Origin of the sequence: Bacillus sp. CCNWLW194 (genome assembly GCF_037120585.1) — a bacterium.
GTDB lineage: Bacteria > Bacillota > Bacilli > Bacillales > Bacillaceae_G > Bacillus_A > Bacillus_A basilensis.
Genome location: NZ_JBBBBL010000011.1, coordinates 26,891 through 50,064, shown reverse-complemented (window position 1 = coordinate 50,064; position 23,174 = coordinate 26,891). Strand labels below are relative to the sequence as shown.

The window sequence follows — 23,174 nt, the reverse complement described above, 5'->3', positions numbered from 1 at the left end:
TCATGTAATCCACCCTTGTTTTTTAGAAAATTAGTGGAGGTTTAAAATTAGAAGTTATTTATTTTATGTTAATATTTAAAATATTAACATAAAACGGTCGGAGTATTAAGTGTATTTTAGTGGTATTCCTTCATATTGATAAATAGATGTTTGTGATAATTTTTGTTTTATCTATCTATAATGAATGAAAGGAGGAAGAGCCCGTGAGTGTAGATTTTGATTTTATTATACGAATCGGTGTTGCTGGCTTGTTAGGAGCAATGATTGGTATTGAAAGAGAAATTCGATCGAAAGAAGCTGGATTAAAGACTCATTTCCTCGTAGCGGTAGGAAGTGCGTTAATAATGGTTGTTTCGAAATATGCCTTTTCAGATATTGTGTTTGAAGAGCATATGTCTCTAGACCCAAGCCGTATTGCAGCACAAGTCGTTAGTGGAGTTGGTTTTTTAGGTGCAGGTACAATTATTATTCAAAAGCAGGCGGTGAAAGGATTAACGACCGCGGCTGGTTTATGGGCTACTGCAGGAATAGGATTAGCAATTGGAGCGGGAATGTATGTAGTAGGCATTGGAGCGACGATTCTCGTTTTAATTGGTTTAGAAATTGTAAGTCGTATTTTTAAGGTGCAATTTTTATTTCCACAAAATATAACGGTGCAAATGTGTATAAATAAACAGGAAGCAGTACAACAAATATTAGAAACACTACAAGTGAAAGGCATTCCAATACTTTCATATGAAGTGGAAGCTTCACAGCAAAGTATAGAAACTGTTTTTAAGGTAGGGATGAAACTGAAAAATATATCGTCAGAAGAAAAGAATGAGTTTATTCAGCATATGCAAACATTACCGGAAGTTACATTCATAAAGTTAAAATCATAGTGTTAAAAACGAGGATAGATGTAGCGGGAATTTCGCTATGATCTATCCTTTTTTGATATAAAACGCACGTAAAGTCAAGTGTTAATTTTGCACGACATGGATACATGTGTGAACGTTACCTTATTTTTTTCTCAATACAGTATAAAAAGTAAAAATAGTAAAATAATGGTGCGGGACACTAAAAAATGTAAGGTAGGGGAGAGCATGAAAGGTTATTCGAAAAAAGTGTTATTAGGGGTAAGTTTTGCTAGTTTAATGTTAGGAAGTTTTCAAGGGAGTACATTGGCAGAAAGTACAAAGGGAGAGCAAGTTTCTTATCGAAATGTGCTCAAAATGGAGCCAGTTGGCGTACAACCACCAGTGCAAGAATTAGCTCATTCATCAAAAGTGCTGGAAAATAAGTCTTTTGAGAAAAGGCTACAACTTGCTGATTTATCACAAAGACCGCCTGAAGTGAAAAAGGAAAGTAAGCAATTAGCTGCAGCGAAAACTTATACAATTGCTGAATTAAATCAATTGAGCAATCAGCAGTTAGTAGATTTACTTGTAACAATCGATTGGGAGCAAATTACTGGGCTATTTCAGTTTAACAAGGATAGTCTTGCATTCTATCAAAATGATAGTAGGATGCAGGCAATTATTGATAAATTGAAGCAGCAAGGACAAGCCTATACGAAAGATGATTCAAAAGGGATTGAGACTTTAGTAGAGGTGTTACGATCTGGTTTTTATTTAGGGTTTTATAATACAGAATTAAGTAAACTAAATGAGCGGAGCTATCATGATAAATGCTTACCTGCATTGAAAATGATCACAAGCAATCCGAATTTTAAACTCGGTACATTAGAACAAAATAGAGTTGTATCATCATACGGGAAATTAATAGGAAATGCTTCGAGTGATGTGGAAACGATAACATCAGCTTCAAAGATTTTTAAACAATATAATGATAATTTTTCTATATTAGTAGATAATTTATCAGCTGGAAATGCGATTTACGATATTATGCAAGGCGTCGATTACGACATTCAATCGTATTTGTACGATACGAGAAAAGCGCCAAAAGATTCAGTATGGTATCAGAAAATAGATAGCTATATTAATGAGCTAAGTCGTTTTGCATTAATGGGAACGATTACAGAGAAAAACGGATGGCTTATTAATAATGGGATTTATTATACAGGTAGACTTGGTACGTTCCACACTATAGGAACGAAAGGGTTACAAGTAGTAACAGACGCAATGAAAATATATCCGTACTTAGGAGAGCAATATTTCGTAGCGGCTGAGCAAATTACGACGAATTATGGCGGGAAAGATGCAAATGGTAACGTTGTTAATTTAGATCAAATACGAGAAGATGGGAAGAAAAAGTATTTGCCGAAAACGTATACGTTTGATGATGGGGCAATTGTTTTAAAAGCTGGAGATAAAGTGACAGAAGAAAAAGTAAAACGTCTTTATTGGGCGGCAAAAGAAGTAAAGGCGCAATTCCATCGTACGGCTGAAAGTGACCAGCCATTAGAAAAAGGAAATCCTGATGATGTATTAACAATGGTTATTTATAATAGTCCAGCTGAATATCAATTTAATCGTCAATTGTACGGATATGAAACGAATAACGGTGGTCTTTATATAGAAGGAACAGGCACGTTCTTTACTTATGAACGTACACAAGAAGAAAGTATTTATAGTTTAGAAGAATTGTTCCGACATGAGTTTACGCATTATTTACAAGGAAGATATGAAGTGCCAGGACTTTGGGGCCAAGGTAAGATTTATGAGAATGAGAGATTATCTTGGTTTGAAGAAGGAAATGCTGAGTTTTTTGCAGGTGCAACGAGAACGGATAATGTTGTACCGAGAAAGAGCATTATTGGCGGATTATCTTCAAATCCAGCGGAACGTTATACGGCAGAGCGGACGTTAAATGCAAAGTATGGAACGTGGGATTTCTATAATTATTCCTTCGCTTTACAATCGTACATGTACAATAAGAGATATGATATGTTTGACAAAATTCATGATCTTATTAGAAAAAATGATGTAACAGCATATGATGCATACCGCTCTGCTTTAAGTAAAGATGCGAATTTAAATAAAGAGTATCAAGACTATATGCAAATGTTAGTCGATAACCGTGAGAAATATAATGTTCCATTAGTATCAGATGATTATTTAGCAACTCACGCACCGAAACCAGTTTCAGATATTGCGGCAGAAATTACAGCAGAAGCAAAATTAAGTAATGTATCGGTTAAGAAAAATAAATCACAGTTCTTTAATACATTTACATTGCAAGGGACGTACACAGGTACTACTGCAAAAGGGGAATATGAAGACTGGAAAACAATTACACAAAATGTGAATGATACGTTAAAACGTTTAAGTGCAAAAGAATGGACAGGCTATAAAACAGTAACAGCTTATTTCGTAAATTACCGTGTGAATGCATCAGGACAATTTGAATATGACGTTGTATTTCATGGGATTAATACAGAAGAAGGCGCTGTGAATAAAGCGCCAGTTGCGGTTATAAATGGTCCCTATAGTGGAAATATAAATGAGGCAATTTCGTTTAAAAGCGATGGATCAAAAGATGAAGATGGGAAAATTGTTGCTTATAAATGGGAGTTTGGTGATGGTACTGTAAGTGATGAACAAAATCCGACTCACGTGTATACAAAAGAAGGAACATATACAGCGAAATTAACAGTAACAGATGATAAAGGGTTAACGAATACTGTTACAACGAATGTAACCGTTCAAAAGAAAGAGGATAATAGTGTAGAAAAAGAACCAAATAATTCATTCCAAACAGCAAATAAACTGCAATTAAATCAAGTTTTACGTGCTAGTTTAGGAAATGGTGATACGAGTGATTTCTTTGAAATAAATGTGGAAACGGCGAAAAACCTGCAAATTAATGTAACGAAGGAAAATAATATAGGAGTAAACTGGGTTCTTTATTCGGAAGCAGATTTAAATAATTATGTTACGTATGCACAGCAAGAGGGGAATAAGTTAGTAGGAAGTTACTACACGTATCCAGGAAAATATTATTTACATGTGTATCAGTATGGCGGGGGAACAGGGAATTATACGGTAGAAGTAAAATAGTAAAAGGGAAATTGTTTTTCAATGAATGGAAATCAATTTAAGCTTATATTTAGTAATGCAGGTAACGATATCAGTTGCAAAAATAAATACTGGAATATCGTTATGCATATCAAAAAAGCTTATACTTTAAATGAAAAAATAACTGTAGGGAATGTATCCAATGATATTAAGAAATCAAGTATTAAGAGCTGATCTTGAAGTTAAGCAGATCTAATCAGTAAATGAGATACAGTCTATGAATCATTATTTCATAGAGATGTGAGCAAAGTAATAAAATTTAAGTATGTTTGATTTAATTAAAGGACTAGAGTTTATCCGTAAAAACAGATAAACTTTGGTCCTTATTACTTTTAATTCATTCAAGAAATCAAGATGACTAATGAGTCAAGTAGCAGCATTTTTTAAATTTATTTAATAAGTTAAGTAGTAAAATTTTATCATTTAAATAATTCCGTCATATTAGCAGGGGATACTAATAGAAAAGCGTGTCCCTTTACCTAATTCACTCTCTATCTCTATATCTCCGTTTAATTCTTTAATAATGCTATAAGCAATCATAGTACCAAGTCCAGTCCCTTTTTCTGTTGTTGAATAGAATGGCAAAGCAATTCGTTTTATTTGTTGAGAGGACATTCCAATCCCTGAATCAATAATATCGATTATAATATTACCTTTTATTTTCTGTATATTTATTTGTAATACTCCACCATTTGTCATGGCCTCAATTCCATTTTGTATGATGTTGTTTAGACAGATTCTGAATTTTTCGGGGTCGCCATTTATATAAAAGGAATCTGTACTATTTTGTTTTATTTCAACTTTATATGATAGAGCGAGTGGTGAAATAGTGTCTTTCACTTGATTTAAAATATGATTAATATCTATTTTCTCTTTTAGGGTGTTCTGTGGTTTTGTTAAAGATAAATAGTTATTAATAGTAGATTGTATTTGTTGCATTTCAATTAACATGATTTCTAAGTACTGATTCTGAGGTAGCTTAGAGGCATGTTTTTCATTTAACAATTGAGTGAATCCATGTACTGTGGTTAGTGGATTGTGGATTTCATGTGCAATGGACGCGGCTAGTTCGCTAGCTATATAAAATTTTTCAGCCCGTTGCAGCTTTTCTTTCATTTTATATTTCTCAATCATTCCCTCTATTAAATAAACTGATAATAATACTGTGAAAATATTAATGATTATATAATTTAATAAAAATTCTATGAGAGTAGAGTCTATTTTACCGCCTGTATTTATTTGAGTTACAAAACCGCAGATAGAAAGTGAAGTTGTACATACTAAAATAAGAAGTAAGCTTAATAATAGCTTTTTTTCTTTAACATACATAGGTAATACGTAACGAAAGAACATTGTTATAACAGAAATAATAGTAAAGATAATAAATGATGGAAGAACGCCATTTCCGCCTAAGTAAAATCGATAAGAAAGATATAAAATTCCTATAAAAACAATGTTTTTTGTATTTCCGTATAGAAAAACTAATATGATAGGAATAAAACGTAAATCGTAAATAAATCCAGCATGTAAATGAAAAGGAAAAGTCATGCAAAAAATAATAGCAACGGAGGAAAGGATAGAAATCAATATATTATTACATGTTATTTTTTCTTTAAATTCTAGCCAAAATACGTGGTAGCTAAGGATACAAATTATTATTATAAAGGTATTTAATAAAAGAGTAGATATTCCCATAGTTTTGCATCTCCGATAGTTTGTATATTGGATTATGTATGAGTTAAACTTAGATGTTTAGTATCAGTAAACTTTCTATCTAAAAAAGGAAGGGCACTTGAAAAAGTACTATCATATTACTCGTATTAGAATTGATAAGGAAGTTAGAAAAAATAATAGATAAAAAAATCTACTTAGATATTTATACATATGAAACTAGAAATTGATTTTTGTATAGGTGAAATCTGAATTAAGTTACTGATAAAATAATGATTTTTTAAGTGTGAATATTCTGTGAAGGTAATATATGTGGTGACTTTTGTTTTATAGCCTTCGTTATATTAACATGGAATATATCAAATTACAAAGTGAAAATTTCAAAATTTTTTATTAGTATATTTTATCTGAAATGGAAACACTATTTATTTGAGTGTCTTGGTACTTAATTGTATGAATTCTTGTGAGAAAAAGAATTTGAAATTTACATGTTCTTTTTTATGAAGCATAATACTGTAGCCTTATCAATGTGAGTTTTTCAGTAACTATTTTAAGATACAAAGTTAAAATATATAGGTTTAAAGATATGAATTATTACATAAAAACGTACTTGAAAAAGAATGTATGATGGTAATAGATTACAAACATCGAGGGGGAACTTAAAATGAAGTTAAATAAACTAGTGCTTAGTTGTGGAGTAATTTCAGCATTAACACTTGGAGTGTTGGGAAATAATACTTATGCTGAAGAAGTAAACAAAATGAATGATACAATTCATTTTGTTGAACATATTCCTACAGACATATTATTAACTCAAACAATGGATTATAGTGGAGAGGCTATAACTTCTTTTGTATATAGTGGGAGTGAAAATTTAAGCTTCTTTATGAAAAATAATGGTCAAAATACAATGGGATATAGTGTGAAAGGTCCAAATATGGAGCTAATTGTTGGTGGTTATATAAAACCTGGAGAACAACAAATTAATGTTACAAATGTACGGAATGCTTTATCTCCATTACCAATTGGAACGTATAGTATTTACGTTTCAAATGATGATGGTTCTAAGGGACAATTCCAAGTTGCAGTAGGATCTATGAATTAAATTTAAAACGCCTTGTTTATAAGTTAATTTAGTCTTTATTTACCGGAAAGAAACTATATTGAATCGAGAATTACACATAAAAATAAAAATGAGCACCTTATGTAATTACGAGAGGGTGCTCGTTTTTTGCTATAAAACAGAAGAGAATGGTTTTCAACTATTTATAAATACATGTTGATATTTTCATTGCTAATTTACTAGTTTGTGTAAAAAAGAGGATGTCGGTTGTGATAAATCTTAAAATAAAGGTAACTTGTCATTCAGTTAAGTTACATGGAAAACTAGAAAAACCACTTATATAAGTGGTTTTTCTAGTTTTAGGCTATACATTTAAAATTAGGCTTAGTTAAAGTAATAAGCATTTTATTTGATTGGATTATTTTGGTTCTGGATAATGATTGTAGTACGAAATTCTAATAAATTCTTGGTATACATTTGTTAATTTAGCATCTCTGAGAGCATCATTGAATTTTTGCATACGAACACTACCTTGAGCGTAGCCTCCACCAGGAACATAAGGATTTCTAGCTTCAAAGTCATCCATAAAGGCTTTTAATTTTTTATAGTCCTGAGATTGATAAAAAGTAGCCGCTTCTTCAGGAGTGACATCAAAGTAAGAAGATGATGTTGAGTTATAAGAAGCCGCTTGTGCGGTAGGTGTTTCTAGCATAGTTGCAGCCCCACCAAACATAGTAAGCGCCATAGAAGATACAATGATTTTTTTAAACATAATAAAACCTCCACGTGGAATATTTGGATTAATAGTAATCCTGTAATCATTATAGTTACAATGAAAATGTTTATCAAATGCAATGTTGCATAATTTATTATTTGAACGAGAATATATTTTCTCAACAGGACAAATGGTAAATATCTATAAGTACTACTTATAAGGATAATTGGAAAATAGAAATTAATAATAAAGGGGAATGCGAAATGACAACATTAATATCTAATAGAGATCTAGCTAAAATCCGAGAGGAAGATGTAGATGTATTAAAGGTAATGGCACATCCCGTTCGATTAAAAATTGTAAATGAATTAATGCATCATAAACTGTGTAATGTTTCGCAGTTGACAGAAATATTAAGGCTCCCGCAATCCACTGTTTCACAGCATCTATCAAAATTAAAGGGAACCGTGCTCCGTGCAGAAAGACGAGGATTAGAGATGCATTATTATATTGATAATGCTAAGGCTCGCCAGATTGTAGGAATTCTAGGTTTGTAGGTTCATAATTCGTAAAAAATTTTCTAATAGAATTAGTGGCGTACAAAGTAAAAAGAGCACTTTTCAAAAGTGCTCTTTTTAAGATGTACATTAGGAATTGAAAGAGGCATCAATGATAATTTAGAAAAAGTGTGCTTGGAATCAATCTTTTCTTAAAATAAAAGATAGTTATTTACATTGTTTAATAATTACTTAATATATTATTAAGTTGGTTACCTTACAAAACTGTAAGGTTATTTCAATTGACACTCGTATATATAAGTAACTATACTAGTTACACAATGTTGGTGAATATATTAAATAGTTTTAATCTATAAGTGTATGTCTGAAGATTCTTTTCGGAATAATAGTTCGATTTTAAATTATTCATTTGTAATATAGTGTTAATGCCAACTTAATCTATGCTTTATTCTAAGGAGTAGTATTTAAAGATTAACTATAAATGATATATTTACTAACTTGTAATAAATTTTTAGAGGTGCTAAATTTTGAAAAACAAATTAATTGCTACAGGAATTCTTGCTGGAAGTCTACTATCTTATTCTTCTAGTATTTTTGCAGATACTCACAAATTCCCAGATGTTCCTGCATGGGCTGACAAATCCGTTACTTATTTAGTTGATAAACAAGTATTGAGTGGTTATCCAGATGGAACTTTTGGTTCAAATGACACATTAGATAGAGCTTCTGCAGCAACCATTATGACAAAGGCTCTTGGTATACACATTGATTTAAATACAAAACCATCTTTTAAAGATTCACAAAACCACTGGGGAACTCCTTATATTGCCGCAGCTGAAAAGGCAGGAATAATTAAAGGTGAAGGAAATGGAATATTTAATCCTTCTGGAAAAGTTACTCGTGCTGCTATGGCTACTATGCTAGTGAATGCATATAAACTACAAAATAAAAGCACTAACAATGGACAAAGTAAATTTGAAGATTTAAAGGGACATTGGGGTGAAAAGTTCGCAAATACTTTAATTGATTTAAAAATCTCAGTTGGTACAGATAATGGTTGGCAACCAAATAGATTCATAACACGCGCTGAAGCTGCACAACTAACCGCAAAAACAGATATGCTTCAATATAGTCAAAGTAATCCTTTAGAAAATAAAGCAATAATTATTGATCCAGGACATGGCGGCGAGGATCCAGGAAAAAACACAAAGGGATTACCTGAAAGTAAGATTGTACTAGATACTTCTTTACGTCTACAACAATTGCTTGAAAAACATACTCCATTTACAGTTTTACTAACTCGTGAATCTGATACTAGACCTGGACATGATCAAAAAAGCTCTTTACAGGAACGTGTTAAGTTTGCTAAGCAAAATCAGGGTGATATCTTTATAAGCATTCATGCAAATGCTTTTAACGGTAATGCAAAAGGGACAGAAACATACTACTATAAATCTTCTAAATCTGAAAAAACAAATCCTCATGTGGAAGAAAGTCGTGTTTTAGCTGAAAAAATTCAAACACGATTAGTAGACGCACTTCAAACACGTGATAGAGGTGTTAAACATGGAGATCTTCATGTTATAAGAGAAAATGACATGCCAGCTGTGTTAACGGAACTTGCTTTTATAGATAATGGTATCGATTATAGTAAGTTATCTACAGAAAACGGAAGGCAGATTGCAGCAGAAGCCATTTATGAGGGGATTTTAGATTATTATGAATGGAAAGGGAATAATGTATCTGAATATAGATTGTAATAAGTAAATGAAAATATAGTAATTCTTGAAATGAAGAATTCTATAATTTTTTTACATTTTTTTAAACAACAATTTTAAATTCATATTTAAAATTGTTGTTTAAATCGCTATTTTGTGTTTTAATAATGTTGATAATAGTTATCAGTAAAAAAGAGATGAAAATTAGCAAAACAAGTGTTGATAGTTAGTGTCGTAAAGATTAATAAATTTCTACATTGTAACGTTATGAATCTATCTTTAGTATTGAAAACTAAAAATAATACGTTTATATCTTTTAAATGTTTAAGAAGGAGTGGCTGTCTGTATGAAAAAAGCAAATGGAATAGCTAAAAGTGTTGCGGTAGCGTCCGTTATTATGTCTGGATCACTTGGTTTACAAGCAACATCTGTATTTGCGGATTCTAAAGGAACTGTAGAAAATCTTCAAAATGGTGGAAAAGTCTATAATAGTTTTAAAACTACTTATGACATGAAGCAGAATATCAAAAATTCAATAAAGGTTTCTTTTATTGAGGATCCTTACGCAGATAAAAAGATTGCAATTGTTACCACTGATGGTAGTAATATAGATGCTAAATATACAATTAATGGCGGATACTATAACGCAGGTTTAAAATGGCCATCGGCTTATCATACTGAAGCAGAAATAACAAGTGGTGATAGCGCTCAATTCCATAAAGCTGCCCCAGTTAATACAATGACTTCAGCAAAGGTTACTTCCGAGGTTGGGTATACACTTGGTGGAAGTGTTAAAGTTGGGGTAAATGATAAAGGACCCAATGCCGATGCGAGTATTACGGGTAGCTTTGCTTGGAAAGAAAGTGTATCTTACGATCAAGTAGACTATAAAACGGTATTAGAGACTCACACAGATAAAAAATTAAATTGGAAAGTAGGATTCCAATCATTTAATTACCCGGAGTGGGGAATTTATAATCGTGATTCATTTAATACTTTCTACGGTAATCAACTATTTATGAAATCACGTAGTTATAATGAAGGAACGAATAATTTTGTTTCAAAGGATACAGTACCAGCTTTAACAGGATATGGTTTTTCTCCTAATGTAGTAGCGGTTATTACTGCTGATAAAACAGAATCTACATCAGATTTAAAAATAACAAATCGTAGAATTTCAGATCAGTATAATATTGAATGGGTAAGTTCAAAATGGTGGGGAACAAATAATAAAGATACATATAATGAGTTCTTTACAAACAACTATAAATTGGACTGGAAAAACCATCAAGTTACCCTTGATAACCAAAAAGCCCTTGAAGAACAAATGATTGGTATCAACAACGTGAATAACAAACTTAACAAAGGAAAAGGGAAATTATCTTTTTCAATGAATGGAAACCAACTCAAAGCGACATCTATCAATGCTGGCTATGGTATCAGTTACGAAGATAAAAATTGGGGCATCTTTGTAAATGGTGAAAAGGTCTATACGTTTAATGAAAAAACAACTGTAGGAAATATCTCAAATGACATTAACAAATTAAACATCAAAGGACCTTATATTGAGATTAAACAAATCTAATCAGTAAATGAGGTACAATTGATGGATAATTATTTCATCAAGATATGAGTATAAAGGTTTATTTTAAATCTGCATAACGTAATGAAAGGACCAGAGTTTATCTGTAAAAACAGATAAACTCTGGTCCTTATTATTTTTCGTTCGTTCTTATACTCAATCAGAAAAGAGCGTGAAGTATTTGAAAGCTATTCATGCTACACAGCGGGATATTGTTTTAAGTATGGTGTTTATTTTTATTTCATTTTTAAATGAATTCTTTGTATGATGACATAGGGTAGGAGAGGGTTAGGGGATGTTTCTTTTTGAGGCGTACGTTGTGTGGCGAATAGTTTAAAGTAATCAAGACTTCATCGGTTGTTAAGTTACTACTTTAAATATATAATTAAATTTCATTAAAAAGATACTCTATTCAAAGTCCTTATTGGATTTTTGAAGTGAAATATATATTATTTGAGGTGTGTAAAATGGGGAAATCTCGAGAGCAGACGATGGAAAATATTTTGAAGGCTGCTAAGAAAAAATTTGGAGAGCGTGGCTACGAAGGTACGAGCATACAAGAAATTGCAAAAGAAGCGAAAGTGAATGTCGCTATGGCTTCATACTATTTTAATGGGAAAGAAAACCTGTATTATGAGGTGTTTAAGAAATATGGCCTTGCTAATGAGTTACCTAATTTTCTTGAGAAGAATCAATTTAATCCTATCAATGCTCTTAAAGAATATTTAATAGTCTTTACTACACATATAAAAGAAAATCCTGAAATTGGGGTATTGGCATATGAGGAGATTATTAAGGAAAGTGCAAGATTAGAAAAAATCAAACCCTATTTCATAGGTAATTTTGAACAGTTAAAAGCAATATTACAGGAGGGTGAAAAACAAGGAGTTTTTCATTTTTTCTCCATAAATCATACGATACATTGGATCACTTCTATTGTTTTATTTCCAAAGTTTAAAAAGTTCATTGATTCTTTAGGACCAAATGAAACGAATGATATAAATCAGGAATGGATGCCAGAAGACTTAGTGAACAGAATTATTTCTGCTTTAACAGATAAGCCTAACATGTAAATTATTCATTGTTTATGAATTTTAATTTTCTTATTAAAAAGCCTAATTTCTCAATATATTGTAGAGAGATTAGGCTTTTTTGGACACTTCATTCTTAAATTATTTTAGTATTTATTGTTTATTACATTTGAAATGACTTTTAATGTGTATAAGCACGTGATAAGTAAATTAAATAAACAAAGGCCCTGTAAAAAATACAGGGCCGGATACAGGGTTAAGGGAACGCATAGTTTCTTAGTAACATATTAGCATAAAATTTTCATGTAACTACATAAGAGTTTTGACAAATTTAAGAACAAGATAGAGGGTTTTTAAGAATAAATAGAGTACTGAAAATTAGGGTTGTGATTTAAATGTTAGCGTTGTTATATCGTTAAAAATAGATGAGTATTTTAATCATGATAACGTTTAGGAATGTATATTGAAGAAATATTTTTTGATTAGGTTAAAAGAGAACTCTGTCAATTTAATATACGTTATATCCAAATAACTTTAGATCTTCTCCTGAGTCCGAAATAATCTCTTCGAACTGCAATCCTACTTTTTCTAAAAGCTTTCCTGAATAGATGTTATCGATAGTTGTAATTGCTACAATTCGTTTCAGTCCTAGTTTTTGTACTCCGTATTCGATTACAGCAGAAGCGGATTCAAAGCCATATCCCTTTGAACGGAATTTCTCTAAAAAGGCAAAGCCGATATCAACATCTTCTAATGAATCCCTTTTAATAAGACCACACATACCAAGTGGAGTGAGATCTTCTTTTCGTTCAACTAAGTAAAGACCAAAGCCCATTTTATTATACATATCAACGGGTCCGTTTAAGATGTATTTTTTTGCATCTTCTAAGTTTTTAATTCTTTTATCACCGATATACTGAATCCATGCAGGATCGTTTACTAATTCAAGAATAAATGGAGCGTCTTTTATATCAAACCAGCGAAGAACGAGTCGTTCAGTTTCAAGAACTATCAATCCAATGCACCACCTTTAACATTTATAATAATTAGTATGGATTGCGTAATACGAAATCGCAACATATTTTAAAAGAGTCCTGCTTGTTCACATAAAGTTCGTTTGTTTTGTATAAAAGGATATTTTATAATTAGATTTGATTGTAAAGAGTGAGATGCTTATACAATGACTCCTAGGTGACTAGGAGTTTTTACTATATAACTATCATTATTACTAAATATGACACACTACACATTCTACTCAAGGAGGTACATAATGAAGAAATTATATAATGCATCGTTTACGTATTTGATTATCGGTTTATTATCAGGGATTTTCGCTAGGGAATATGGAAAGTATAAGGGGATTGTAGGATCTACGTTGTTAAATCTTTTGCATACACATACACTTGTACTTGGCTTTTTCTTCTTTTTAATTGCTTTAGGATTAGCAAAAGTATTCGCGTTTCATGAAGCGAAAAGTTTTAATAAGTGGTTTGTTGTACATAATATCGCATTAATTTTAATGTTAGGTTCATTGGCAGCAAGAGGGCTTCTTCAGTTAAATGGAGCGGATTTTAACGGGTTAACTTATATTGTTGGTTTTTCTCATTCGCTAATGGCAATTACTTTAATTTGGTTTATGTTGTTAATAAAGAAGTCGTTTAAAATGTAGTTTTATAGAAAAGAACTTGAAACAATTGTTTCAAGTTCTTTTTTTATTCGAAAGTAAGAAATGAATTTCGTATATGTAAAACTTGAATTATTTAATTTTTCGGATTATTATGTATAAAACACTTAACATATTTTGTAATTCTAATTTATAGAGAGTAGGAGAGTGTACGATGGAAATAACAGTAGAGCGTTTAGTAAATGAATTAAAGGGTGTACTTCCCAAAGATCGAGTAGTTGTGAATACGACAGTAAGAGAGTTACATAGTAAAGATGAATCTTATCATGCTAGTAGTTTACCTGATGTAGTAGTTTTTCCGAAAACGACAGAAGAAGTTAGTGCCATAATGAAAATAGCGAGTGAGCACGGAACAGCTGTCGTTCCATTTGGGGTAGGTTCTAGTTTAGAAGGACATGTAATTCCTTATGAAAAAGGGATTACGGTTGATTTTTCATTAATGAACAAAATTCTTGAAATAAGAGAGAAAGATTTTCTGGTGAAGGTACAGCCGGGGGTGACTCGTTTTCAGCTCAATAAAGAATTGAAGAAATACGGTTTGTTTTTTAGTGTAGATCCAGGGGCAGATGCAACGTTAGGTGGAATGGCTGCTACAAATGCAAGTGGAACGACAGCGGTGAAGTATGGCGTTATGCGTGATCAAGTTCGTGATTTAGAAGTCGTTCTTGCTGATGGAGAAGTAATACATACTGGGAATTTAGCAGCGAAGTCATCATCAGGTTATCATTTAAATGGTGTTTTCGTAGGATCAGAAGGTACGCTTGGATGCTTTACAGAGTTAACATTAAAAGTATACGGCATACCAGAGCATATTATGGCTGCGAGAGCATCGTTTCCAACTATAAATGATGCAGTAGAAGCTGTAATTAATATACTACAAGCGGGTATTCCAATTGCGAGAATTGAACTTGTAGATGAATTATCTATGAAACAAGTAAATCATTATAATGAAACAAGTTACAGAGAAGAACCTACACTGTTTTTAGAATTTCATGGCAATGAAGCAGGGCTTAAGCAAGATATTGAATTCACGAAGGAAATTGTTTTTGATCATAAATGTAAAGAAGTTGCTTTTGAAACGGAAACTGCGGCGAGAAATAAATTATGGGATGCACGGCATAATCTAGCATACTCTTATGTTCATAGCTATCCTGGTAAAAAGCTTATGAGTACAGACGTATGTGTACCCATTTCAGAATTAGCTGGTGCAATCCAAAATGCGAAAGAGACGTTAGATAAAGTAGGGCTTGTCGGTGGTATTCTCGGTCATGTAGGAGACGGTAATTTCCACGTGCTCTTAATGATTGATCCGAACGATAAAGAAGAAGTGGAAAAGGGTGACGAAATAAATGAAAGTATCGTTTTATATGCTCTTAAACGAGGTGGAACGTGTACGGGAGAACATGGCGTTGGAATCGGAAAGCGGAAGTATCAAGAAGAAGAACATGGGGCGGCATTGCTCGTAATGGAAAAAATAAAAAAAGCTCTTGACCCGCAAAATATTTTGAATCCGAATAAAGTTTTTCAGTTGAAGGATAGGGGATGATGGGGTGAAAGTACTAGAAGCGATAAGTAATATAGCTGGAAAATATTTTGCATTTTGGGTTATTTGTATTGCAGCTATTGTATATTTCATTCCTGGACCATTTCTTGGGTTAACTAGTTACATCACAATTTTACTCGGGGTTGTAATGTTTGGGATGGGATTAACATTAAAGGCTGTTGATTTTAAGATCATTGCTACAAAACCATTGCCAGTTATTATCGGTGTATGTGCTCAGTTTATTATTATGCCACTTGTCGCATACGTACTAGCCTACGTTATGAATCTGCCAGCTGAATTAGCAGCTGGACTAGTGTTACTCGGTTCAGTACCGGGTGGCACTGCATCAAATGTTATGGTTTATTTAGCAAAAGGGAACTTAGCGTTGTCTATTGCAATGACGTCATTATCAACGTTACTAGCACCCATTGCTACACCTCTTATTTTATTATTACTTGCAGGACAATGGATGCCAGTGAATGCTATGTCTATGTTTCTTTCTATCGTACAAGTCATTATCCTACCTATTATTTTAGGATTAGTGGTGAAGAAGTTTTTCCCTAAAACTGTTACGAAAGGAATGACTGTTATTCCTTTAATATCAGTATTAGCAATTATTATTATAGTTTCAGCGGTTGTTTCCACAAATGTAAGTAGCATTACTTCTTCAGGCCTTCTTATCTTTATTGCGGTTATGCTCCATAATGCGTTCGGTTTTTTACTCGGATATATAACAGCGTTCGTACTTGGACTAGATGAAGGGACAAGAAGAGCTATTTCAATAGAAGTAGGAATGCAAAATTCAGGTTTAGGTGTTGCACTAGCAACCGCACATTTTGGACCAGCTGCCGCACTCCCGAGTGTATTAGCAGCAGTATGGCATAACATTGCAGGACCAATATTAGCAACCATCTGGTCAAAAAATGCAAAGAATACTTTCAGGGATGAAAATGTATCGGTAAATATAGAAAAATAGGAATGATAAAGAATGCAAAAACGTATTGTACATTTTGAAGGCTTAGTTGTATTCTTAGCCGCGATTTATATGTATTCATTATATGAATTTAGTTGGATTATATTTTGGATATTCCTATTAGCACCGGATTTATCAATGTTAGCTTATGGGATAAATAATCATATTGGTGCTAAAATCTATAATATATTTCACACATATATTATATCCATTTTAATAGCTATAGTAGGTGTTTATTTTAAGATGGATACCGTTATTATGATAGGCCTAATATGGACTGCACATATCGGAATGGATCGAATGTTTGGATATGGATTGAAATATGAGACGGATTTTAAGGATACTCATATTCAAAGGTTGTAAATTGTATTGGGAAGAGGGATATATTGAAACAGAGAATTACTATCGAAGAATATAACACCAAATGGGAAAGTGAATTTAATAAAATACACACTCTTATTAACAATGTAATGGAAGACAGCATTGTAGCTATTGAACATGTTGGGAGTACATCTGTTAAAGGACTTGCGGCAAAACCAATATTAGATATCGATATAGTAATAGAAGAGTACGAAATTTTTCCTGAAGTAGTAAAAAGGCTTGAAACGATAGGATACTATCATCAGGCAGAATGGAGTTACAAAGGGAGAGAGGCGTTTGGTAGAAAGGATGCTTTCGTTCCGTGGAGTGAAGAAAATACAGTTTGGATGGAACATCATTTATATGTGTGTGACAAAAATAGCGAAGAGTTAAGAAAACATATAGCGTTTCGGGATTACCTTCGTGAACATGAAGCCGTTGCTGCTGAATATGGGAGTTTAAAGAAAGAGTTAGCAAGAGAGTCGAAACATCGATCCAGTTATAGTGAAGGTAAGACGGCATTTATTACAAATATATTGGAAAAAATAAACTAAGGTCGCATTGAGTATATGCGGCCTATTCTTTTTTAATTGAGAGCTGCCATTATAAAACAAATATAAACTGGCCCTGTTGAATGCTACGAGACTTAAATATAATTAGAAATAAAAGATCGGAAAAGAGGGAGCTTATGTACGTACCAAAATATTTCGCAATAGAAGATGAAAAGATGAAGTATGAGATAATAGAACAAAATAGCTTTGCAACATTATTTTCTCAACATAACGGGGAACCATATGCAACGCATTTACCGTTGTTATTAAATTGGGAGACTCTAACTTTACATGGTCATTTCGCACGTCCGAATGAACAGTGGAAAGATAGTGAGAATCAAGAAGTGTTAGCTATATTCCAAGGACCACATAGCTACATATCTCCATCGTGGTATGAAACAAACAATGCAGTACCAACATGGAATTACGTTGCAGTGCATGTATATGGGGAATTAGAAATTGTTGAGGATGAACAGGAATTATTAAATTCTCTTCAAGAGTTAGTACATAAATATGAAGATCCAGAGAGCACCTACTCACTTAATGATGTAGATCCGAATTATATGGGAGGATTAAGTAAAGGGATAGTTGGTTTTAAAATTAAGATTAGTAAAATAGAAGGAAAAGCGAAATTAAGTCAAAATCATTCTGTGGCAAGAAGAAAATTAGTTGTGGAGGAACTTGAGAAAGTTGGTAGTGAGGGGAGTAGGGGGATTGCGGAGTTGATGAGAAAATAAAGTCTACATCAAAGGGAGATATTCTAAATAAGCGTATTTAAAAAGACCTTCTTAATTGAAGGTCTTCCGTTTTTTAAAGTGCTTTTTCAGCTGTTGTTGAGTTGTAGTCTTTACTTGCGTCAACAGATTGAACAAGGTCAGGTCTTTGTGGTGCAGGAAGATCAGCATGACCCGCTTGGTATGTAAATGAACTATGAATACCAGTAGCTAGAATACCGAAAACAGATAGTCCTAAAAAAACAGAGCTAATTTTTTTAATCATTTCAATGCCCCTTTCTCAAACGTTTTTTCTTTTGCTTGTAACGCTTTATGAAAATATTCACTTGCCTTAATGTGGTTATTTTCACTATAAAATTTAACAGCTAATTTTTCTGAGTATTCTTGAGTGTAGTTATATAATAATTCTTTGTCGAAAAACGTAATTCCTTTAAGAATAATTGTTTCTAATTCTTCAGAAGCAACATTATTATTTAGTTCGTTTAGAATTTTAAAATGATATATATATTCTTCATTATTTAATTCAGTACAAATTTTTAACCCTTTTTGGATTAACCCTTCAGCAATACTAGTTTCATCTAGTTTAGAGTGTTCTCTTGCTTGCAAGAAGAGAGCTTTGAAATGTGTAGGTTTCTTTTCAGTTACTTCTGATAGGTGACGGATTGCGAGTGTGGAGAGGTTTTGACTCGCATATAACCAACCCAAATTATTACGTACACTTAAAATTAATTCTTTTTCATTAGATTTTTGTAAAAGGTGTATTGCTGAATTATATTGTTCTTCCGCTTGTTCATATTGTTTTAAATATACAAATGAGGCACCTAATGTATTTTTGCATAATCCAACTTTAACTTCGTAGCCAGTATGTTTATCGAAAATCTCTTTAGCCTTAGTTGCATATTCAATGGATTCAATTGGTTGATAAAAGTGATAATGGAAAATCGCCATTCGATAATAAAATTCAGCATGCTCTAGATTATCAGTGTTATTTACTAGTAATAACTTAGCTTGTTCATAATGTTCGCTAGCTAAGTTATAGTCTGTGGTTAAAGTTGCATAAATGCCTTTAAAGAAGTGATAGTAGTAAGCCAGTGGATGGTTGGATGAGATTAAGTAAGAATCTATTTTATCAAAACAATCTTTTGAAATACTTAAACTATCTACTAAAACTTTATATCGAAAGTCTAGTAAGGAATGATATAATGCTAAGTTTTCATCTTCTTCAAAGTTTAGTTCCTTTTCCTCAATTTCATGCTTTAAGTTTGTCGCCTGGGACACATCTTGTTTAAGCATAGCTAAATACCAATCATTAAATAATTTCGTAATTTGTTCATTACCTTGTAGTTGAACGTTCATGAAATCCCCTCGCTTTTTGAATATTCTTATAAAATATATTATCAAAAATAACAATATTTAGAAATGTAATTTTTATTTCTCAATATTTGTTTAACGAGCTTATGAGTAAGTCTATTGGAATAGTTTAATTTTTGTTTTGGAGTAAAGAAAAGGAATCGGGAAAGGTGCATTTTAAAGTTCTAGTTGAGAGGGGAGAATATAAAAAGGTGTGTTCACACAATCTGTATGAACACACCTTTTTACATGTTAAACAATCAAGTCCCACAAAAAGTACGATAAGGACGATTCGTCGGTGCAGGTGGAACGCAGTATTCTTCTTGCTCTGTAGCATACGCATAAGGATTGGATAGAGCTTCAAGAAGTTTTTCCATTACGCTATAGTCGCCATTTGTGACAGCTGCTTCTAGTGCTTCTTCTACGCGGTGGTTTCTTGGGATGACCGATGGGTTATTATTTTTCATCATTTCGTAGGCGTTTTCCTTCGATTCTTCTTGTCTTTCTAATCGAGATTGCCACAGTTTGTACCATTCTTTAAATTCAGGACTTTCAAATAGAGCTGTATTTTCGAGCGTATTAAGAGTTAATGAACGGAATGTATTTGTGTAATCTACTTTATGTTTCTCCATCATTTTTAAAAGTTGCTCAATAAGTGTTTGATCTTGTTTCTCACTGTTAAATAGTCCTAATTTCTTTTTCATTCCAATGAACCACAGGTTTTCATATTGTACGCTAAATTTTGAAATTTCGTCTTGAGCAATCTTTAATGCTTCTTCTTCATCTTCATGCAGAATTGGTATTAAAGATTCTGCTAGTCGCGCCAGGTCCCATGCAGCCATATATGGCTGATTTCCATATGCGTAGCGACCTTGTGTATCAATAGAGCTAAATACAGTTCCTTGGTCGTAATTGTCCATAAACGCACAAGGGCCGTAATCAATCGTTTCTCCACTGATCGTTATATTATCAGTGTTCATTACACCATGGATAAATCCAACAAGTTGCCATTTAGCGATGAGACTTGCTTGTTTTTTTATGACTTCTTGTAGTAATGCAGTATATCGGTTTTCATGATCCTCAATTTCTGGATAATGCCTTTTTATCGTATAGTCAGCTAGTGATTGAAGATCCTCGATGGAACCACGAGCGGCAGCATATTGAAATGTGCCGACGCGTATATGGCTACTTGCTACTCTAGTTAAAATTGCTCCAGGTAACTTTGTTTCACGATATGTTGGTTCACCAGTTGTAACAACTGCTAAACTGCGCGTAGTTGGAATATCAAGTGCATACATTGCTTCACTAATAATATACTCACGTAGCATCGGACCGAGTGCAGCGCGACCATCACCACGGCGTGAATACGGAGTAGGGCCAGAACCTTTCAGCTGAATGTCAAAACGTTTACCTGAAGGGGTAATTTGTTCACCTATTAAAAGCGCACGACCGTCGCCTAACATATTAAAATGTCCGAATTGATGACCGGCATACGCTTGAGCTAATGGATGAGCTCCTTCTGGGAGTGCATTACCAGCGAAAATAGCAATTTCAACTTCTTTTTTCAATTCTTCAGGATTAAAGCCAAGAGATATTGCTAATGAATGATTTAGTTTAACTAACTCCGGTGAACTTACGGGAGTAGGGGGGGTTTCTGTATAAAATGATTGTGGTAAAGTCGTATAACTATTATCTAAATTCCAACCAGCTTCATTATTTTTAGTCATTTTATCTCCTCCTTGTTTATTTTTTTATTATGTATTTGTACGTATGTATTCTTTGCAAAATTAGCTAAAAGTATAATATGATATTTCCCCTTGCAATCTATTGTAAGGACTTCACTGCACTATGTCTATTTAACAGTAAATATAAAGACCCCATTTTAAGAAAATGGAGTCTTTATTATTATTTTATTTTTACGATTATTTTTCCTTTTGCTCTTCCAGCCTCTGAATATTCCATTGCTTTTTGCGCATCTTCAAAAGGGAAAACTCGATCGATTACTGGTTTGATTTTTCCTGCTTCAATATAATTTGCGATAGTACGTAATTGATCGCCACTTGGCTTCATAAATAAAAATGAATATTGAGCACTATGCTTCTTTTCAAGTGCAGTAAGTTTTTTACTTGCTAATGAAAATAAGAGTGTTTTGAAAAATCTGGAACCAAATTCTTTACCGAAACGAGCATTTGGCATTCCTGAAACGGAAACAATGTTGCCGCCGCCTTTTATAATATCGAATGATTTTTCAAGTGTTGTACCGCCGATTGTATCAAATACTGCATCATAATCTTTTAGTATTTCTTCAAATTTTTCTGTTTTGTAATTAATAATTTCATCTGCGCCAAGAGACTTTACTAAATCGGAACCAGCTTCACTAGCAGTCGTCGTAACGGTAGCACCCATTATTTTTGCTAACTGAATTGCGAAAGTACCAACACCACCAGATCCAGCGTGAATTAATATTTTTTGTCCTTTTTGTAAGTGCATGATGTCATGTAGTGCTTGATATGATGTTAAGCCAACGAGAGGAATCGACGCCGCTTCCTCAAAACTTAAATTTTTTGGTTTTAAAGCTATATCATCCTCATGAATGGCTATATATTCCGCGAAAGTACCGATCTTATTTTTTCTTGGACGTGCATATATTGCATCGCCGGCTTTAAAACGAGTCACTTTTGATCCAACCTTTACGATGACACCGGAAAAGTCATTACCAAGAATTAAGGGCATTTCATATTTAAGTAACATCTTTACTTTTCCATCACGTATTTTAAAGTCAATTGGGTTAATACTAGCTGCATGAATTTCAGCGAGTACTTCATATTCATTTATTTCAGGAGTAGGTACCTCTGCCATACGCATTGGAACTTTCCCGTACTTATCAATTATCATTGCTTTCATTTCTTATACCTCCAAATTTCAATAAAAGTTGTGCAATAGCTTTTCAATATCTAATACAAGATTTTTTAATAAGCCTAATTTTGTACGTATATCAATATAATAAAAGTTTTTTGTGCCTTCTTTTCGCATTAAAATAATACCGGCTTCTCGTAAAATTCTAAGGTGATGTGATACTGCTGGTCGAGAAAGGTGTGTTTGTTTCGTAATTTCACCTACACGTAATCCGGTTTGACATTCTGTTTCCATTAGAACTAACAAAATAGCTTGCCGTGTTTCATCACCAATTGCCAATAATACTTTTTGAGAATCAATAAAATCTTTTTTTATAACGCTTAATTGTTCTTGTTTATTCATTTCAATCACTTTACCTCCAATGAATTAGTCGAAAGGTTTAAGATGATGGACCATTACATCGATACGGTAATGCTACATCATTGTTATATGAGCTGCAATATTGGGAAAGAAAATCGAGACGAATGAAATTTTATGAGTTGAAAATGGTAGGGGATAGAAAAGACTTTAATGATATGTTATTTACAGATGAGAAAGGATAAGGATTTTAAAAAAATAAGCGGTCGTACCCTGAATAACTTATAGGGTACGACCGCTTATCATGTTTTTATTATGATGGTGTCTACTAAAGTGAATTGTTTCGTTTTACTCTTTCATACATGCATAATTCAAACAGATTATAGATGTATGAAAAAGTAAAAGTAATTTGGGGCGTAATCTATCTATATGATAATTTAAAATGAATT

Annotated in this window: 21 protein-coding genes; 13 read left to right on the top strand and 8 right to left on the bottom strand. The window is 32.8% G+C overall.

The features are described from left to right. Window positions 1-203: 203 nt before the first annotated feature. The gene (locus V7S50_RS23010) at window positions 204-881 is read left to right on the top strand and encodes an MgtC/SapB family protein (RefSeq protein WP_242255226.1); all 678 of its coding nucleotides are present in this window, start codon (window positions 204-206) and stop codon (window positions 879-881) included. Window positions 882-1,085: 204 nt separating this feature from the next. Continuing rightward, window positions 1,086-4,001 carry a collagenase ColA gene (gene colA / locus V7S50_RS23005; RefSeq protein ID WP_242255228.1) on the top strand — a complete coding sequence of 972 codons (2,916 nt, stop codon included), beginning with the start codon at window positions 1,086-1,088 and terminating at the stop codon, window positions 3,999-4,001. Window positions 4,002-4,460: 459 nt separating this feature from the next. Here the strand turns inward: colA and V7S50_RS23000 are convergent, their stop codons facing one another. Next, window positions 4,461-5,714, bottom strand: coding sequence for a sensor histidine kinase (locus V7S50_RS23000; RefSeq protein ID WP_242255232.1), 1,254 nt, complete (start codon window positions 5,712-5,714; stop codon window positions 4,461-4,463). A gap of 640 nt (window positions 5,715-6,354) precedes the next feature. Here V7S50_RS23000 and V7S50_RS22995 point away from each other — a divergent pair. Continuing rightward, window positions 6,355-6,795 carry a hypothetical protein gene (locus V7S50_RS22995; RefSeq protein WP_242255234.1) on the top strand — a complete coding sequence of 147 codons (441 nt, stop codon included), beginning with the start codon at window positions 6,355-6,357 and terminating at the stop codon, window positions 6,793-6,795. 376 nt (window positions 6,796-7,171) lie between these two features. Here the strand turns inward: V7S50_RS22995 and V7S50_RS22990 are convergent, their stop codons facing one another. After that, window positions 7,172-7,525 carry a hypothetical protein gene (locus V7S50_RS22990; RefSeq protein ID WP_000473489.1) on the bottom strand — a complete coding sequence of 118 codons (354 nt, stop codon included), beginning with the start codon at window positions 7,523-7,525 and terminating at the stop codon, window positions 7,172-7,174. 206 nt (window positions 7,526-7,731) lie between these two features. Between V7S50_RS22990 and V7S50_RS22985 the strand changes: the two genes are divergently transcribed. The 4 genes from V7S50_RS22985 (at window position 7,732) to hlyIIR (ending at window position 12,359) form a co-directional block, all read left to right on the top strand. Continuing rightward, the gene (locus V7S50_RS22985; protein ID WP_242255236.1) at window positions 7,732-8,025 is read left to right on the top strand and encodes an ArsR/SmtB family transcription factor; all 294 of its coding nucleotides are present in this window, start codon (window positions 7,732-7,734) and stop codon (window positions 8,023-8,025) included. A gap of 488 nt (window positions 8,026-8,513) precedes the next feature. Then, window positions 8,514-9,746, top strand: coding sequence for an N-acetylmuramoyl-L-alanine amidase (locus V7S50_RS22980; RefSeq protein WP_242255237.1), 1,233 nt, complete (start codon window positions 8,514-8,516; stop codon window positions 9,744-9,746). Between the two features lie 304 nt (window positions 9,747-10,050). Further along, window positions 10,051-11,289 carry a hemolysin II HlyII gene (gene hlyII / locus V7S50_RS22975; RefSeq protein ID WP_242255240.1) on the top strand — a complete coding sequence of 413 codons (1,239 nt, stop codon included), beginning with the start codon at window positions 10,051-10,053 and terminating at the stop codon, window positions 11,287-11,289. Window positions 11,290-11,753: 464 nt separating this feature from the next. Continuing rightward, complete coding sequence (gene hlyIIR, locus V7S50_RS22970; RefSeq protein WP_242255303.1) at window positions 11,754-12,359, top strand: hemolysin II regulator HlyIIR; 606 nt, start codon at window positions 11,754-11,756, stop codon at window positions 12,357-12,359. Between the two features lie 466 nt (window positions 12,360-12,825). Here the strand turns inward: hlyIIR and V7S50_RS22965 are convergent, their stop codons facing one another. After that, a complete protein-coding gene (locus V7S50_RS22965; protein WP_242255242.1) occupies window positions 12,826-13,332 on the bottom strand; it encodes a GNAT family N-acetyltransferase in 507 nt (168 codons plus the stop codon). Between the two features lie 255 nt (window positions 13,333-13,587). Between V7S50_RS22965 and V7S50_RS22960 the strand changes: the two genes are divergently transcribed. The 6 genes from V7S50_RS22960 to V7S50_RS22935 all read left to right on the top strand — a co-directional run bounded on the left by V7S50_RS22960 (window position 13,588) and on the right by V7S50_RS22935 (window position 18,165). Further along, a complete protein-coding gene (locus V7S50_RS22960) occupies window positions 13,588-13,986 on the top strand; it encodes a DUF2871 family protein (protein ID WP_242255244.1) in 399 nt (132 codons plus the stop codon). A gap of 169 nt (window positions 13,987-14,155) precedes the next feature. Then, window positions 14,156-15,547, top strand: a complete 1,392-nt coding sequence (locus V7S50_RS22955) for an FAD-binding oxidoreductase (protein WP_242255245.1) — start codon at window positions 14,156-14,158, stop codon at window positions 15,545-15,547. A 4-nt stretch (window positions 15,548-15,551) separates the two neighbouring features. Beyond that, the gene (locus tag V7S50_RS22950) at window positions 15,552-16,520 is read left to right on the top strand and encodes a bile acid:sodium symporter family protein (protein ID WP_242255247.1); all 969 of its coding nucleotides are present in this window, start codon (window positions 15,552-15,554) and stop codon (window positions 16,518-16,520) included. A gap of 12 nt (window positions 16,521-16,532) precedes the next feature. Then, window positions 16,533-16,880 carry a DUF4260 domain-containing protein gene (locus V7S50_RS22945; RefSeq protein ID WP_001172040.1) on the top strand — a complete coding sequence of 116 codons (348 nt, stop codon included), beginning with the start codon at window positions 16,533-16,535 and terminating at the stop codon, window positions 16,878-16,880. A gap of 23 nt (window positions 16,881-16,903) precedes the next feature. Continuing rightward, window positions 16,904-17,431 carry a GrpB family protein gene (locus V7S50_RS22940; protein ID WP_242255249.1) on the top strand — a complete coding sequence of 176 codons (528 nt, stop codon included), beginning with the start codon at window positions 16,904-16,906 and terminating at the stop codon, window positions 17,429-17,431. 134 nt (window positions 17,432-17,565) lie between these two features. Further along, the gene (locus tag V7S50_RS22935; protein WP_242255250.1) at window positions 17,566-18,165 is read left to right on the top strand and encodes an FMN-binding negative transcriptional regulator; all 600 of its coding nucleotides are present in this window, start codon (window positions 17,566-17,568) and stop codon (window positions 18,163-18,165) included. Between the two features lie 73 nt (window positions 18,166-18,238). On the opposite strand, the gene V7S50_RS22930 is transcribed toward V7S50_RS22935, so the two are convergent. The 5 genes from V7S50_RS22930 to V7S50_RS22910 form a co-directional block, all read right to left on the bottom strand. Then, a complete protein-coding gene (locus V7S50_RS22930; protein ID WP_087958833.1) occupies window positions 18,239-18,427 on the bottom strand; it encodes a Phr family secreted Rap phosphatase inhibitor in 189 nt (62 codons plus the stop codon). Then, window positions 18,424-19,518 carry a response regulator aspartate phosphatase gene (locus V7S50_RS22925; protein WP_001102707.1) on the bottom strand — a complete coding sequence of 365 codons (1,095 nt, stop codon included), beginning with the start codon at window positions 19,516-19,518 and terminating at the stop codon, window positions 18,424-18,426. The genes V7S50_RS22930 and V7S50_RS22925 overlap by 4 nt, the downstream gene beginning before the upstream one ends. A gap of 254 nt (window positions 19,519-19,772) precedes the next feature. Continuing rightward, the gene (locus V7S50_RS22920) at window positions 19,773-21,239 is read right to left on the bottom strand and encodes a protein adenylyltransferase SelO (RefSeq protein ID WP_242255251.1); all 1,467 of its coding nucleotides are present in this window, start codon (window positions 21,237-21,239) and stop codon (window positions 19,773-19,775) included. Between the two features lie 178 nt (window positions 21,240-21,417). Next, window positions 21,418-22,416 carry an NADP-dependent oxidoreductase gene (locus tag V7S50_RS22915; RefSeq protein WP_166703206.1) on the bottom strand — a complete coding sequence of 333 codons (999 nt, stop codon included), beginning with the start codon at window positions 22,414-22,416 and terminating at the stop codon, window positions 21,418-21,420. 18 nt (window positions 22,417-22,434) lie between these two features. Then, window positions 22,435-22,779, bottom strand: coding sequence for an ArsR/SmtB family transcription factor (locus tag V7S50_RS22910; RefSeq protein WP_000571892.1), 345 nt, complete (start codon window positions 22,777-22,779; stop codon window positions 22,435-22,437). Between the last annotated feature and the right edge of the window lie 395 nt (window positions 22,780-23,174).

Coding starts and splice junctions, on each gene's coding strand:
- colA (WP_242255228.1), top strand. CDS start 1,086: ATGAAAGGTTATTCGAAAAAAGTGTTATTAGGGGTAAGTTTTGCTAGT.
- V7S50_RS23000 (WP_242255232.1), bottom strand. CDS start 5,714: ATGGGAATATCTACTCTTTTATTAAATACCTTTATAATAATAATTTGT.
- V7S50_RS22995 (WP_242255234.1), top strand. CDS start 6,355: ATGAAGTTAAATAAACTAGTGCTTAGTTGTGGAGTAATTTCAGCATTA.
- V7S50_RS22990 (WP_000473489.1), bottom strand. CDS start 7,525: ATGTTTAAAAAAATCATTGTATCTTCTATGGCGCTTACTATGTTTGGT.
- V7S50_RS22985 (WP_242255236.1), top strand. CDS start 7,732: ATGACAACATTAATATCTAATAGAGATCTAGCTAAAATCCGAGAGGAA.
- hlyII (WP_242255240.1), top strand. CDS start 10,051: ATGAAAAAAGCAAATGGAATAGCTAAAAGTGTTGCGGTAGCGTCCGTT.
- hlyIIR (WP_242255303.1), top strand. CDS start 11,754: ATGGGGAAATCTCGAGAGCAGACGATGGAAAATATTTTGAAGGCTGCT.
- V7S50_RS22960 (WP_242255244.1), top strand. CDS start 13,588: ATGAAGAAATTATATAATGCATCGTTTACGTATTTGATTATCGGTTTA.
- V7S50_RS22955 (WP_242255245.1), top strand. CDS start 14,156: ATGGAAATAACAGTAGAGCGTTTAGTAAATGAATTAAAGGGTGTACTT.
- V7S50_RS22945 (WP_001172040.1), top strand. CDS start 16,533: ATGCAAAAACGTATTGTACATTTTGAAGGCTTAGTTGTATTCTTAGCC.
- V7S50_RS22935 (WP_242255250.1), top strand. CDS start 17,566: ATGTACGTACCAAAATATTTCGCAATAGAAGATGAAAAGATGAAGTAT.
- V7S50_RS22930 (WP_087958833.1), bottom strand. CDS start 18,427: ATGATTAAAAAAATTAGCTCTGTTTTTTTAGGACTATCTGTTTTCGGT.
- V7S50_RS22925 (WP_001102707.1), bottom strand. CDS start 19,518: ATGAACGTTCAACTACAAGGTAATGAACAAATTACGAAATTATTTAAT.
- V7S50_RS22920 (WP_242255251.1), bottom strand. CDS start 21,239: ATGACTAAAAATAATGAAGCTGGTTGGAATTTAGATAATAGTTATACG.
- V7S50_RS22915 (WP_166703206.1), bottom strand. CDS start 22,416: ATGAAAGCAATGATAATTGATAAGTACGGGAAAGTTCCAATGCGTATG.